This is a genomic window from Alkalihalobacillus sp. TS-13 (assembly GCF_019720915.1).
Taxonomy (GTDB): domain Bacteria; phylum Bacillota; class Bacilli; order Bacillales; family Fictibacillaceae; genus Pseudalkalibacillus.
This window is the reverse complement of record NZ_JAHKSI010000001.1, coordinates 56,679-71,374: the sequence shown is the minus strand read 5'-3', so window position 1 is coordinate 71,374 and position 14,696 is coordinate 56,679. Positions and strand designations below refer to the sequence as shown.

Sequence of the window (14,696 nt, the reverse complement as noted above, 5' to 3'; positions counted from 1 at the left end):
CCCTGAGTGACTCTCTTTAAGGTACTAATACTTTTTCTTTTTCCTTTTGGAACGCTGGCATGATTTGTTGACTGAATAAATCCTGGGTCCGGATTGTTTTCCAATGTTCAATTCCAGCATAAGAGCATAAAAGTGCAATTTCAGACAAGTCTGGACATTTTTCAATCACTTTCGTCACTTTTTCTTTTACTTCATCTGGAGATCCAACCCATACGTATTCGTCATTCAGTAATTTGTGATACGGGATTTCTGCCAACGATTCCAGTGCACCACTTGCATAAAAACCAAAGTCTTTATTTACCAATTCCTCTTTAGATGGAAGGTCTGACATAGGAGAAACGTTGCCTTTCATGAATTGCAAAATGTATGGTTCAGCTTCCTTCCGGGCTCTTTCACCGTCATCGTCAAGATACATCGCTTGAACATAAACGATATCAGGTGTATTCCCATGTTCTTTACAAGACTTGCGATAAATATCTAATTGGCCCATTACATGTTCTAGCGGTAACATAGGGGTAATAAGAACACCCCATCCTTTCTTTCCTGCTAATTCATAGTTATGATTGCTTGCTCCCCCTGTAAAGATCCTTGGTTTCTTGGTCGGGCGGGGAACTACCTTTACGTTTTGCACATTGAAATGTTTACCTTGATAAGAAAACTCTTTTTCTTCTAAGGCTTTTTCAAGAATTTCAAGAGATTCGATAAAACGTTCCCTCGATTCTTCTAGAGGTATGGAAGCCTTCGGGAATACCCAAGCGTGTCCTCGTCCAACAGCAAATTCAAACCTACCCTCTGTTAAGATATCTGTTACAGCCACCTGCCCAGCAAAGACCATTGGGTTGTGTAAAGGTAAAACGTGAGAACAAGTCCGAAAGCGAATATCCTTGGTTCTTTGAGCAGCGGCAGCATATAGAGCCATAGGATTAGCGGATATTGAAAACTCTTCAAACCAATGATGTTCTAACGTATTGAAAGTACTAAAACCTCTTTTATCTGCATGTTCGATCTGTTCCATGATTTCCTGATAAACCTGTGCATGAGGCTTGTTGTTTTGTTCAGGATTCTGCATTTCCACATAGATTCCAAAATTCATTTTTCTGACCTCCGTTAAATAAGTTAGACACTCTGAAAGTTTATACAGAATGTTTTGAATATTAATACTATAAATCCATTCTATTTAATCCAAAAAGGTCAAACAATGAATGTTTAGGTCTAAAAAATAATGATTTTTAAACCCTTTCGTGCTAATTTTAAATTTGAAAATGGAAGATTGATAAACATCTTTATTCGACCGTTGTTCATGAATGGTAGAATAATAGGACGGACATACATAAGGAAAGGTTGATAGTGATGAAGGGTCAGAAACGGATACGGGATTATGGTGTGAAAATCGGGAAGCTGGAGCCTGGAAAGCTCAATGCGATCACGGATGTGGAAGGTGTGACGGTCGGCCATGTGACGCTTGCGGATGGGGATGTGCAGACGGGTGTAACGGCGATTCTTCCCCATCAGGGGAAACTATTTCGTGATAAATTGATTGCCTCAAGCTATGTGATCAATGGTTATGGAAAGACGGTGGGGTCGATCCAGATTGATGAACTGGGGACGTTGGAAACACCGATCCTATTGACGAATACATCGAGTATCGGTATCGTTGCCGATGCGCTTATCGAATATATGCTGAAGGATAATCCTGAAATCGGACGTGAGACAGGTACAGTCAATCCGGTTGTGGGTGAATGTAATGATATGTATTTGAATGATATTCGGGCTCGGTCCATCACGAAGGAGCATGTTTTCGAGGCGATCGAGAATTCTTCCGCTGAATTTGAAGAAGGGTCAGTCGGTGCTGGACGCGGGACGCTCGCCTGTTCCATAAAAGGCGGAATCGGCACCGCTTCACGAAAAATGGAGATGGAGCATGGGACGTATACGATAGGTGTTCTTGTCCAATCGAACTTTGGGATGCTCAGTGATTTTAGGGTTGACGGGAAAGCGGTAGGTATTGAGCTGAGAGATGCCATTTTGAATGTAAAGGAGGAAAAGGATAAAGGGTCAATCATGATGATTGTCGCAACGGATCTCCCTGTTTCCGCACGACAGTTGAACCGGATATTGAAACGCACAGTTACAGGGCTTGCACGAACTGGATCTACGATTGGAAACGGAAGCGGTGATATCGCACTCGCGTTCTCGACAGCGACCAGGATCCCGCATAAGAAACCGGACCACCTCCTCTCCATTCCGACGATCCATGAAGGTGATATGGACCTCGCTTTCCGTGCAGTAGGGGAAGCGGTTGAGGAAGCCATTCTGAACTCGATGATCACTGCTGAAAAAGTCGTAGGTCGGGATGGGAATGAACGGCCGACTCTGAAGGATTTGCTTGAAGCACATAAAATTAATTTAATATAACAGTTGGAGCTGATCATATACAAAGTTATGATTCAGCTCCTTTGCTATAAATCTACTATTACACAATGGTTATCAACTTAGGCCCTTCTAAGGTCCGAATCAAAAAAGGTTGATTCTGCTTAGAATATTCAATCAAGGAAACCGCTCCGTGTTGCATTTCTATTAAAGGATCGATTCTTACCTTCGCTTGTTGAAATTCAGAAATAATCGATTCAGCCATATTGATCGGGATTTCGTTTGCCCGTATGATGATATCCAGGTCACTCGTTTCAGTAACCGTATGTTGGCCACTTGCTAATTGAAATCCAACACTACCTGTCGGACCCCATAATAGTCTATACTTTTGCAGTATTGACTCAACTAGATCCAATGATTGAAATAAATCGTAGTCATCATAGTGTGGATGACTTTTCCACTTTCGCTGTGCGGCCAATTGTTCCGGGGTGACACACTCGATTATGTCATCAAAAGGTATGAACGTACCAAATCTTTCATTCCTTGACTTCCCTCGAACACCAATCGGAATATTTCCATCGACTATTGGTTCCCGTCTTACCACTACGAAGCGAACATCTGATACTGATCGGGACAGCCACTCTGGTAAACCTTCTGTTTTCATCAACTGATTTTCTTTTTTGAGTTTCAGTAAATCATGCGGCTGGATCACCATTGTTCTTCCAGCCTTTCTCGTACTAAAATGGATGCTTTACGTCCACTGTGCTCCAAGCGATGTTCAATACCTGTTGATCCACTTTTCACATCGGATATTGCCTTGATGATTCGCTCTTCAACCTTCTTAGACTCTTCTATGTCAGGAGAGTCTGCATCAACACCATCAATCATTTCATACAGTGCACCTAATGTAGAAAAGGAATGGATATCATAGGCCATAGCAGGAACTTTTTCTGTGGCTTTTTCCAATTCCACAATTGAACGGCGTGTAATTCTTGCAGCCGATTTCTTGGACATGACATGTACATTGACTTCATCATCATCAAGCGCCAATATTCTGTTTGCCTGCATCCCATGAGCTAAGAAGGCTCCTGAAATAGCCTTTCCCACAATAAGGCTTATGATCGGATGTCCTTCTTTTCTGGCAGTGGCATAAGCATCTACCGCAGCAGCACATGATTGGTGAATGCCCAACAATTCTTCGCGATATCCATATGCCTGGCTTGGTACATCCACAATAGCAACGATTGCGCGCTTTTCTCCATATCGATCTTCTTCAATTGCTTCACGGACACATTCTGCAATAGCCCATCCTTCTTCTAAGCCTACCTCCCCATTTCGCGCTCGGGGAAAGCGGCTGTTCGAGTTCGGTACGACCGCAATAAAACGGGTGTTTTTTCCACACAGTTCCCTGTCAGAGCAAAGAACGGACTGTACTTCCGAGTGTCTAGTGGTTGTACCGGTTAACGTTTCGAACCATTGATATCCTCTAGTATTTGGGGTGTTTTCAGTTCCTTGTTCAATTGGCGTTGATTCGGATGTACCATGAACAATCCGTTTCCAGAGATTTCGCACATCGATAGGTTCAATCTCTTTTGACGGATCAACCGATCTCAAAAAATTCCTGTAACACTCGACTTGAGCACTCCTCGGTTTTTCAGATTCGACTTTAGCAAATACAGCATGAATCGCTTCTTTTATTGAAGGAATATCATCTTCAACCAGCATGTCTGCAAGTCCTCCTGCAACCCGCTGCTCTCCTCCGATCGTCTGCCAGACCTGTTGTCTATTTTGAGAATCGAATTCTTCGAGACCTGCTTCCTGTTCGATTACTTCGGGTCCATTCAAAGCTAAACGGGCTTCCCGGGTTATGATCAATTTACTGAATAACCCTGCTGTAATGGACATTCCCCCGAATGAACCGATCTTTCCTGGTATCAATCCGACAACGGGGATATAGTTTCGCAGTTCAATGATGGCAGATCCGATTTCGGCGATTGAAAGAAGCCCGTAATTGGCTTCCTGCAGACGGACGCCACCCGTATCGAAAATCAGGACAGGACGTACACGGATCCCATTTTTGTTGTCACGTAAAGCCAGCTCAAAGGCACCAGCAATTTTCGCACCTGATACCTCCCCGATTCCACCCCCTTGAAAGTCGCCCTCAATTGAAATGATGACAGCGGGTTCACGATCTATGTCCCCCCTGGCGACAATGACACCGTCATCACTTTGCGGTACAATTCCCTGTGCTTCCAAATGAGGTGACTCCAATTGATCAAAAGGACCAAGCAGTTCGCGAAAGGATCCTGCATCTACAATGGCCTTTGCTCGACTCCGGGCATCCAACTCTACTAAACTAGCTTTCAACATGTTCAACGTCATTCCGACTCACCTCCACCGCTTGAGCTAGTCGTAACTTCACAACACCTGGGGTGGCACCGAAATCATTGATCTTGATGTTCGCTGCTACATCATTTTCCAGGAAAAACCGCTCAAGGACGAGCTGCCATGTTCGATCGAATCCCGTCGTCCCTGTCCTCACGGTCAACTTCGCAAGTGGTTCATCTGTTGGTTCAAGTAAGATTTCCAGATCACCTGAACCAACTACTCCGACATGTGCTCGATTATTCAATGGCTTGTTAGCAGGAAATTCAAAATAAATCGTGTCCATCTTTACACCTCCAAGAGTTCTACAAGGTAACTTCAGCATTCAGTTCATTCAACTTTATGTCCAGTCGATTTTCAACACTGTCAAGAAACAGTGCAGCTGCTAATAAATCAGCGCTTCCGCCAGGTGAAACGCCATATTGCATCAAGGTTTGATCAAGTTCAGCGAGTGCTTTCCATCCTTCAGATGTGGAAACCCCACCATTGTTCATGATTTTTTCCGCTCCCCATTTTGTTACGTGCAATGCCTTCTTCCCTCCCCTATGGAGAATGCATGTATCATCGACATGCTTATACAGGGCAATCAACGTATCCAATCTTGAAAAACGTTCTGAAAGTCCTTTTTGCCTCGCCTTCTCTAATGCTGGTAAAGCAACTTCGATGACATGAGGAAACCCTCGTTGGGCTTCCCCCTTTGCTCCAGAAACACCATAGCGTTGTTTGGCGACCGAACCGTTGGTGGAAACAAAAGGAGCATATCGATCCTCAAAACGAGCAAGTTTCCCTGCTGTGCCAGCAATCTGTTCCACATTTGTGTAAGGTGAATGGACTGCAGTACTCGCTATAAGTAACCCGAGAGCCCAGATTGCTCCTTTATGTGTGTTGACACCTCCTGTGGTTTGCAGCATTTTTTCTTCACCAACTCGGCCGATCCTTGCAATTTTTTCACGGAGTTCCTGTGTAGGCATTTGCCTATAAGAAACGCATCCAATTTCTGCGAAGGTATCATACAATCCATTGGCAGACTTGATCATAAGCTCAAGGTCCATATCGGCATGCGATCCACTATCCTGTTTGTCGACAAGTCCTGGTTTTGGCGTCAGTTCAGCTTCATCGATCAATGCCCCGACAGCTAGATCAGCTAGTACTCTACTGTATTGATCCGCAGTTTCACGTGTCATATCCCCACTCCTCACCAGCTCCGGAATTTTGCAGGTGGTTGATACAATCCATCTGACCACTCGACGAGTTCTTCCACACTTCTGGCAGCTAAAAGGGAACGCTTCGCTTCCGTCCTTCGGATTCCAAGGTCTTCAGGTAAAGCGACTAGGCCCTTGTTTCGTAACTTGTCCGTCCGTTTCATGTCATGCTCCAGTCCTATCGGGGTAACACCCGCTACTGCTGCAATTGCTTCCCTACGTTCTTCCATGCTCGTCGCTTTATACAAATACGCAATGCCTTCTTCAGTGACCACATGCGTGACATCATCGCCATAGATCATCACTGGTGTTGTCGCCAATTCAGCTTCTCTTCCCACATCGATCGCATCCAATGATTCTACAAAAACAGGGGCGTTTCCGGATTGGAAGGTTTCGACTACTTGGACGACCAGCTTCTTTCCTCTTGCAAGCGGATCGTCAGAGGTCATCATATTCAACCAGGCTGGTGTAGAATGTCTTCTCCCCCTCGGATCATGACCCATATTCGGGGCACCGCCGAACCCGGCCAGTCGTCCAGATGTAACTGTTGATGAATTTCCATCCCGATCCATCTGGAGGGTGGATCCTACAAATAAATCCACTGCATATTGCCCTGCCAATTGTGAAAGTGTTCGATTCGATCGCAGGCTTCCATCTCTTCCAGTGAAGAAGACATCTGGTCTTGCAGCGATGTAATCCTCCATACCGACTTCTCCACCAAAACAATGAATACTCTCCACCCATCCGCTCTCAATTGCAGGAATCAAAGTGGGATGAGGGTTCAACGCCCAATGCTTACAGATCTTCCCTTTCAAGCCAAGCTGTTCCCCGTATGTCGGCAGCAATAATTCAATTGCACCGGTGTTATAACCGATTCCATGATTAAGCGATTGAACCTCATGCCGCTCATAAACGCCTCGGATCGTCATCATCGCCATCAAGATTTGAAGTTCCGTAATATGGCGAGGATCCCTGGTGAAGAGCGGTTCCAATACAAGTGGACGGTCAGCAACCACAACAAAATCGATCCATGAACCAGGAATATCAACTCTTGGTAACTCATCCACCAATTCGTTCACCTGGGCGATGACGATTCCATCCTTGAAAGCTGCTGCTTCTACGAGAGTAGGAGTCTCCTCCGTATTTGCTCCTGTATAAAGGTTCCCTTCAGCATCCGCTTTTTCAGCAGCAACGAGTGCGACTGATGGAATGAGGTCTACAAACAATCGGCTGTATAACTCTAAATACGTATGGATTTCCCCCATTGCAAGTTGTTTATCCTCTAGCATTTGCGCGATCCGTAGACTCTGGGGGCCTGCATAAGCAAAATCCACTTTGTTTGCGATTCCATTTTCGAAGAGGTCCAAATGTTCTGGCCGGGAAATACTGGACATGATCATATGTAAATCATGTACTTTGTTAGAATCCACTTCATTAAGCGCAGAAGAAAGAAATGATGCCTGTTTCTGATTATTCCCCTCAAGGAGGACCCGATCTCCAGGCTTAATCAGTCTTTCCATCGTCTCGGTTATCCGCTCGGTCGGTATGACCTTCCCAGAAGTGATTTCAGCGGTTCCAGCAATACGTTCAGCCTTTGCATCCCGTCTCGTCGTCCACGATCGACTTTTCGTCCTTTGTTCTACTCCAAACATTAGCATCCTTCCTTTCATCCATTTAAATAACGACTCAGTGAAAAACCTGTCAGGCACGGTTGATTAGAATTTGGGCTGATTGCCATCCACTGGCACAAACCGAAAGAGAACGTGCTGTAGGGAAAGACTGAAAATTAAGATCAGTTAATACACGCCCTGGCAGAACTTCAAGAAATAGTCGTGCACCCAACTCATAATACAAAGAAACGGCATCATGCCATCTGACAGGATGAGCTACACTTTCTGCCAGATCTTCCTTTATTGCATTGGTGTCACGTAATGCTCTGGCATTCCTGTTCCCTGCATATGGTACGGTAGGAGGTTGAAATGGAATGTCTTTTAAAATATCAGCCAATCGTTCTGCTACTTTTTCCATCAACGGACAGTGGGATGGTACATTTACATTCAATCGCTCAGCTTTCCAGGCTCCTTCCTTTCTCATCACCTCTAATACATGACCCACCCCCTCTGTCGTCCCTGAAATGGTGAACTGATCAATAGAATTCATGTTAGCGAGATAGACTGATTCGTTGTCACCTGATTCACCTTCCAGGATCTCCTCAACTTTCCTTTTTCGAAGACCACTGATGACCCCCATACCATACCCGGTCGGAAATGCTTCCTCCATCCACTGACCTCTCCTTCTTACAACAAGGAGTGCATCACGGAAATCCAATACAGCTGCAGTAACTGCAGCTCCAAATGCACCTACAGAATGCCCAGCCACCATATCTGGTCTGACTCCCTCTGATTTCAGCATTCTTGCCGTTGCTACACCTGCAATCAGTAAACAAACCTGTACGTTACGGTTGGATTTAAGCTTTTGAACATCATCGAGATTCTTGACATTTTCATCCAACACTTCACTTGCCTCATCGATCGTTTCATTGACGATAGGATGATCTGGAAGTGTGTTGAGCATTTCCGGTTGCTGGGAACCTTGGCCTGGAAACAAAAAAGCCACCTTCACCTTATCCCTCTTCTCAAAAGCGATTTATATTCGGTCGTTTGTCGACAATATTCACTAAAACATAAGCCAGGGGTTCTCTAATACCACCTGGTTTATGCCCAAACCTTATGCTTTCTTCTCTTTCAACGCTTCACTTTCAAACAAAAACTTCTTTATATTGGAAATCACATCCCGATTGTGCTGATTCAGGACTGTTGTAGCTTCTTGTATATTATTTTCTTTCAATAACTTCACTAATGTCGTATGCTCTCTAATGGACTTCTCAATTTTCCCTTCCTCACCAAAAGTAAGGTTCTGAATTCTTAAAAGTGGTAACTTCAATCTTGAATACATTTTCTTGATGACATCACTTTTACTGCCATCGATAAGACCCATATGAAAAGAATGATTCAGCTGTGTATATTGGTCCGCTTCTACAACTTCCTCCATCTTTTGGAGGTTATTTTCCATTTCCTCAAGTACGTTCACATCCAACCCATTTTCAGAAATTCGCTTCATTGCCAAATCTTCCAGCATTGTACGTATTTCTAAAAGATCATAGATTTCAGATTCACTATATCCTTTCACTACCGCCCCTTTTCTAGGAATCCGTTCTACTAAGCCCTCTACGGTCAATTGGAAGATCGCTTCCCTCACAGGGGCTCGACTAGTTCCGTACTCATCAGCATATGTACTTTCAATCAATTTTTCCCCAGGCTGTAATTGTCCAGTGATGATCTGTTCGGTAATATGTTCTGCAATATGGTTGGATAACGCATTATTACTTAAATCGATTCTCCCCATTTTTATGGCCTCCCTTATATATCTGTGCTTTGGTCGACTGTCGATTTAAATTATAACACTTAAATTACCCACTATTCAATATTTTTAGAAAATTTAAAAAAGTATTTGATTTTTTCAGCCATCCCCTTTATGATGAGTGATATAAATTGTCGACAGTTGATTGACGTCTGTATATCTTTTGAAAGCGCTTCCTTTTTGGTTTGTCACTTCATGAATGATTACAACTAAGAATCCACATAACATCTCTATTTTTTAATACTCTGTTGTCACGTCAATTAGTCTTTGTAAGAAAAATAGAAGAAGGGTGTGATCGCGTTGGTTATTTATGGAGTCACTTTATTAGCGATTTGTATGTTGGCAGGTGCATTCATAGGTGATTTGTTAGGAGCGATTCTTGGAATTGAAGCTAATGTCGGTGGAGTCGGAATTGCGATGTTGATCCTTGTATTAGTGGTCGATTACTTGAAGAAGAAAAAGAAACTGACTGTTAAATCACAAGAAGGTGTGGCGTTCTGGAGTGCAATGTACATACCGATCGTCATTGCAATGGCATCCCAACAAAATGTTTTTGGTGCGATTGATGGAGGACCCCTTGCCATTTTGGCAGGAGTTGCAGCTGTAATTGTCAGCTGGGCACTAGTCCCTTTATTGAGTAATATCGGAAAAGAAAAACCGAATACGATCAGTGAGGAATTGATTGGAGGTAACACAGATGTTCGAGATGCTAAGTGATGTTTTCCAAGAAAATGGACTGATATTGTCGTTTGCGTTAGTTGGAATTGTCATGTACTTCTCTTACATGTTCTCTGATAAGCTGACAAAAGGATGGCTACATGGCTCGGCAATTGCCATCCTTGTCGGGTTGGTTCTTGCATACATTGGAGGTGCCACAACGGGAGGAGAGAAAGGATTATCTGATATTGGACTCTTTACAGGTATCGGGTTGATGGGTGGCGGGATGCTACGGGATTTTGCCATTGTCGCTACCGCTTTTGGAGCTAACATCGAAGAGATTAAAAAAGCCGGATTCACAGGTGTCCTCTCCCTTTTCCTTGGCGTAATCGTTTCCTTTATTGTGGGTGTGGTCATTGCTTTAACATTCGGTTATACGGATGCAGTCAGTTTGACGACAATTGGGGCTGGAACTGCAACATACATAGTGGGACCAGTGACTGGGACTGCATTAGGAGCAAGTTCGGAGGTCATTACTTTAAGTATTGCAGCAGGCTTAGTCAAATCCATCCTGACAATGATCGGTACACCTTTCATCGCAAAATATATCGGTCTGGATAACCCTCGTTCAGCCATCGTATATGGTGGCCTTATGGGAACGACAAGTGGGGTAGCAGGAGGTTTGGCAGCTACAGATCCCAAATTGGTTCCTTATGGGGCGATGACCGCGACCTTTTATACAGGATTAGGATGTCTCTTAGCTCCATCAATTTTATTTATTATCACTAGATCTATATTCGGATAGTAAGAAAGAGGGATAGACTGCAGACATCAAACTATCCCTTTTTCTCAATCTTAGTCAATATTAGTTCTTTCCTGTTTCCGCAAACCTCCTATCATAAAGAAGGAAAGGAAAAGAAAGCAATTAAATAAAAGGATGAACAGATAAAGAAGACTCGCCAATCGGCGAGTCTTTGTAAGTGAAGACAGTGGCGTATAGTCCACTAATTTTTTATCGTTGTGTTTGAGGTTCGTATTGTTTTTGTTCATGTTTGATTTTAGCTTGAGCCGCCGCCAGCCGTGCAAGAGGTACACGGTATGGTGAACAGCTTACGTAATCCAACCCTACATCATGGGAAAACTGTATCGATGATTTTTCTCCACCATGCTCGCCGCAAATCCCAGTTTTCAACCCTTGTTTTGTACGCCTGCCAAGCTTTACGCCAGTTTCAACAAGCTTTCCGACACCTTCTTGATCAAGAGATGTAAAAGGATTTTCTGATAAAACATCATTTTCGATATAGGCTTGAAGGAATTTACCCTCTGCATCATCACGACTGTATCCGAATGTTGTTTGGGTTAAATCATTCGTTCCAAACGAGAAAAAGTCCGCCTCTTGAGCAATTTGGTCAGCTGTTAAGGCTGCACGTGGCACTTCGATCATCGTACCTATGAGATAATCAAATTTCTGTCCAGTTTCTTCTTCAACCTGTAACCCGGCATCGATCACCAATTTCCGCATTTCTTTCAACTCATTTACATGTCCGACCAAAGGAATCATAATTTCAGGTTTTACGTCTATGCCTTTTTCCATAACCTTCGCAATGGCATAAAAAATGGCTTTGGTCTGCATGAGGTAAATTTCCGGGTAAATCATACCCAATCGGCAGCCACGGTGGCCTAACATTGGATTAAATTCATCCAACTGTCGTACTTTTCTTAACAGATGCTCCTTATCATGTAACTCCTTAGCGTTTGGTTCTGTCATCTGAAGCTTGGTTACTTCAACAAGCAGTTCTTCCTTATCAGGCAAGAACTCATGAAGAGGAGGGTCTAATAAACGGATCGTTACAGGATAACCCTGCATTACTTCAAAGATTCCTTCAAAGTCCTCCTGTTGCATCGGTAACAGCTTGCTAAGGGCTACTTCACGCTCCTCATATGTTTCAGCAAGAATCATATCCTGAACAATCGGGATACGCTTCATATCCATAAACATATGTTCTGTACGGCATAATCCGATTCCCCCTGCGCCAAATTCAATGGCCTTCTTGGCATCAGCAGGATTATCCGCATTTGTTCTTACACCTAGTGTCCTTTCCTTATCTGCCCAATCAAGCAACAATTGAAACTCATCTGAAAGCTGTGGCTCGATCATTGGAATTTCACCTAAGAAAATTTCACCCGTTGACCCGTCAATCGTAATACGATCCCCTCGGTTGACAATCGTATCTCCCACTTGGAACTGCTTCAGCTTTAAATCAATACGTAATGCATCACAGCCACAAATACAAGCTTTACCCATACCTCTTGCAACCACAGCTGCATGACTTGTCATTCCTCCACGGCTCGTGACTGTCGCCTGGGAAGAAACGATTCCATGAATATCATCCGGTGTTGTTTCTGGACGTACAAGAATGACCTTTTTGCCATCTTTCGCCAATCGTTCTGCTTCATCCGCATCAAATTCGACCTGCCCTGTTGCAGCCCCAGGTGATGCGGGTAGACCTTTGGCTAACGGTTTCCGTACGTATGATTCATCAATACGACGATGGAGAAGCTGATCGAGCTGATCTGGATCTACACGTAAAATAGCTTCCTGCTTACGAATGATTTGTTCCTTTACGAGTTCAACCGCGATTCGCAGAGCAGCTTGAGCCGTTCGTTTACCTGTCCTTGTTTGGAGAATGAACAGTTTACCTCGTTCTACTGTAAACTCAATGTCCTGCATGTCTTGATAATGCTTTTCAAGAAGGTGACTTGTTTCAACAAACTGCTCATAAACTTCCGGCATTTTCTCCTGGAGAGTAGCAATGGGCTGCGGGGTACGAATCCCTGCAACAACATCCTCACCCTGGGCATTTATCAAATATTCACCGTAAAGTTTTGCTTCTCCAGTAGATGGATTCCGGGTAAAAGCAACTCCCGTACCCGAATCATTGCCCATATTTCCAAATACCATGCTTTGAATATTTACAGCTGTTCCAAAATGACCGGGGATTTTCTGAAGACGACGGTATACGATTGCACGTTGGTTATTCCATGAATCAAATACGGCACGGATCGATAAGGATAATTGTTCCATAGGATTCTCAGGAAATGTCCTTCCAGCATGCTTTTCAACAAGCTTTTTGTATCCCTTGATCACTTCTTTCCAATCATCTGCAGACAGTTCAGGGTCTGATTGGTAGCCTTTTTCAATCCGATATTCTTCTAAAAATTGCTCAAAATAAAAACCATCAACTTTCAACACCACATCACTGAACATCTGAATGAACCTACGGTAAGAGTCATAAGCAAAACGAGCGTTTTTCGTAAGGTTTGCCAAGCCCTCTACTGTTTGATCATTCAACCCAAGGTTCAAAACTGTATCCATCATTCCTGGCATCGAATGTACGGCACCCGAACGGACAGACACAAGCAGCGGATTGGAAGGGTCCCCAAGTCGTTTACCTGTTTTTTCTTCAAGGTTTTGAAGCGCTTTTGAAATTTGAAATTCAATCTCTTCAGGAATAGATTTTCCTGACTCGTAATACAAATTACAAGCCTCTGTCGAAATGGTGAACCCGTAAGGAACAGGCAAACCGATCCGAGTCATTTCTGCCAGGTTAGCACCCTTTCCTCCTAAAAGTTCTTTTTGTTCACTACTCCCCTCATCAAACATATAGACGAATTTAGTCATCGAATATTACCCCTCTCTTTTTTAACATCGCTAATATTAAGTCTGCTGTTTCCTCTACTGCTTTATTTGAGACATTGATAATCGGACAACCTATCCGTTTCATAATCTTTTCAGCATAATCTAATTCTTCAAGGATACGATTTAAATTCGCATAATTCGCCTGGGCTGTTAATCCTAAATTCTTCAACCGTTCCTTCCGTATTTCATTCAATTTATCAGGTGTTATGACTAAACCCACACATTTATTTTTAGGAATATCAAAAAGTTCATCAGGAGGCGTTATTTCGGGTACTAACGGTACATTTGCCACCTTGAATCTTTTGTGGGCCAGATACATGGAAAGTGGTGTCTTTGATGTTCTGGAAACACCAATCAATACAATATCTGCACGGCTGAGCCCTCTTACATCTTGCCCATCATCATTTTTGACTGCGAACTCAACTGCTTCAACTCTACGAAAATAGTTTTCATCCATTTGCCTTATAAGTTTTGGCTGCCGAACTGGTTCTTTCCTGAATTTTTGACTAAATGCTTCCATCAGCGGATTCATTAAATCAATCGCAATGATTCCCTCATCCCTTGCCCCATCATCAAGGTATTGCTTTAAAGAAGGTACCACCAATGTATAGGCAATGATGGAATTACTATACTTCGCAGCAGTAATGACATTATTAAGTTCTTTTACATCCTCTACATAAGAAATATGTTTAATTTCAACCTCTCCACCGTTAAATTGTGCTGCAACTGCTTTTACCATCAATTCAGCTGTTTCGCCAACCGAATCAGAAACGACATAAACGATTTCCTTGTTTTTCACATATGATCTCCCTCTTAATTTGACTTGTAGTGCTGGATTTTAGGTTATACTAATAATCTATAAATTTCTATTTGTGTCATACTATTAAATTTAATAGTATATTACTATTAATACCGCTTAGATACAATCCTTTTTACATGATTGTATTAAAAAACTTTTTGGT

The 14,696-nt window shown here is 43.1% G+C and carries 13 protein-coding genes; 3 read left to right on the top strand and 10 right to left on the bottom strand.

The window, feature by feature from the left end:
- Positions 1-16: 16 nt before the first annotated feature.
- On the bottom strand, positions 17-1,093 hold the full coding sequence (locus KOL94_RS00340) for an LLM class flavin-dependent oxidoreductase (RefSeq protein ID WP_221563111.1): 1,077 nt from the start codon (positions 1,091-1,093) through the stop codon (positions 17-19).
- A 257-nt stretch (positions 1,094-1,350) separates the two neighbouring features.
- Between KOL94_RS00340 and KOL94_RS00335 the strand changes: the two genes are divergently transcribed.
- A complete protein-coding gene (locus KOL94_RS00335; protein WP_221563109.1) occupies positions 1,351-2,415 on the top strand; it encodes a DmpA family aminopeptidase in 1,065 nt (354 codons plus the stop codon).
- Between the two features lie 58 nt (positions 2,416-2,473).
- Here the strand turns inward: KOL94_RS00335 and KOL94_RS00330 are convergent, their stop codons facing one another.
- The 7 genes from KOL94_RS00330 to KOL94_RS00300 form a co-directional block, all read right to left on the bottom strand.
- Positions 2,474-3,085 (bottom strand): malonate decarboxylase holo-ACP synthase, encoded by a 612-nt coding sequence (locus KOL94_RS00330; protein ID WP_221563108.1) that lies wholly within the window; start codon positions 3,083-3,085, stop codon positions 2,474-2,476.
- Positions 3,079-4,752: a biotin-independent malonate decarboxylase subunit beta gene (gene mdcD, locus KOL94_RS00325; RefSeq protein WP_221563107.1), complete on the bottom strand. Its 1,674-nt coding sequence runs from the start codon at positions 4,750-4,752 to the stop codon at positions 3,079-3,081. The genes KOL94_RS00330 and mdcD overlap by 7 nt, the downstream gene beginning before the upstream one ends.
- The gene (locus KOL94_RS00320; protein WP_221563106.1) at positions 4,727-5,041 is read right to left on the bottom strand and encodes a malonate decarboxylase subunit delta; all 315 of its coding nucleotides are present in this window, start codon (positions 5,039-5,041) and stop codon (positions 4,727-4,729) included. The genes mdcD and KOL94_RS00320 overlap by 26 nt, the downstream gene beginning before the upstream one ends.
- Positions 5,042-5,060: 19 nt before the next feature.
- Positions 5,061-5,939, bottom strand: a complete 879-nt coding sequence (locus KOL94_RS00315; protein ID WP_221563105.1) for a triphosphoribosyl-dephospho-CoA synthase — start codon at positions 5,937-5,939, stop codon at positions 5,061-5,063.
- 11 nt (positions 5,940-5,950) lie between these two features.
- The gene (gene mdcA / locus KOL94_RS00310) at positions 5,951-7,609 is read right to left on the bottom strand and encodes a malonate decarboxylase subunit alpha (RefSeq protein WP_221563104.1); all 1,659 of its coding nucleotides are present in this window, start codon (positions 7,607-7,609) and stop codon (positions 5,951-5,953) included.
- Between the two features lie 49 nt (positions 7,610-7,658).
- Positions 7,659-8,573, bottom strand: coding sequence for a malonate decarboxylase subunit epsilon (gene mdcH / locus KOL94_RS00305; protein WP_311775157.1), 915 nt, complete (start codon positions 8,571-8,573; stop codon positions 7,659-7,661).
- Between the two features lie 111 nt (positions 8,574-8,684).
- Positions 8,685-9,362, bottom strand: coding sequence for a GntR family transcriptional regulator (locus tag KOL94_RS00300; RefSeq protein ID WP_221563102.1), 678 nt, complete (start codon positions 9,360-9,362; stop codon positions 8,685-8,687).
- Positions 9,363-9,677: 315 nt separating this feature from the next.
- Between KOL94_RS00300 and madL the strand changes: the two genes are divergently transcribed.
- Together madL and madM are read left to right on the top strand one after the other, a co-directional pair.
- A complete protein-coding gene (gene madL / locus KOL94_RS00295; RefSeq protein ID WP_221563101.1) occupies positions 9,678-10,094 on the top strand; it encodes a malonate transporter subunit MadL in 417 nt (138 codons plus the stop codon).
- Complete coding sequence (gene madM / locus KOL94_RS00290; protein WP_221563100.1) at positions 10,075-10,839, top strand: malonate transporter subunit MadM; 765 nt, start codon at positions 10,075-10,077, stop codon at positions 10,837-10,839. The genes madL and madM overlap by 20 nt, the downstream gene beginning before the upstream one ends.
- A gap of 207 nt (positions 10,840-11,046) precedes the next feature.
- Here madM and ppdK read toward each other — a convergent pair whose 3' ends face one another.
- Entirely contained in the window at positions 11,047-13,716 is a 2,670-nt protein-coding gene (gene ppdK / locus KOL94_RS00285) for a pyruvate, phosphate dikinase (protein ID WP_221563099.1), read from the bottom strand.
- Positions 13,709-14,533 carry a pyruvate, water dikinase regulatory protein gene (locus tag KOL94_RS00280; RefSeq protein ID WP_221563098.1) on the bottom strand — a complete coding sequence of 275 codons (825 nt, stop codon included), beginning with the start codon at positions 14,531-14,533 and terminating at the stop codon, positions 13,709-13,711. The genes ppdK and KOL94_RS00280 overlap by 8 nt, the downstream gene beginning before the upstream one ends.
- Positions 14,534-14,696 lie beyond the last annotated feature (163 nt).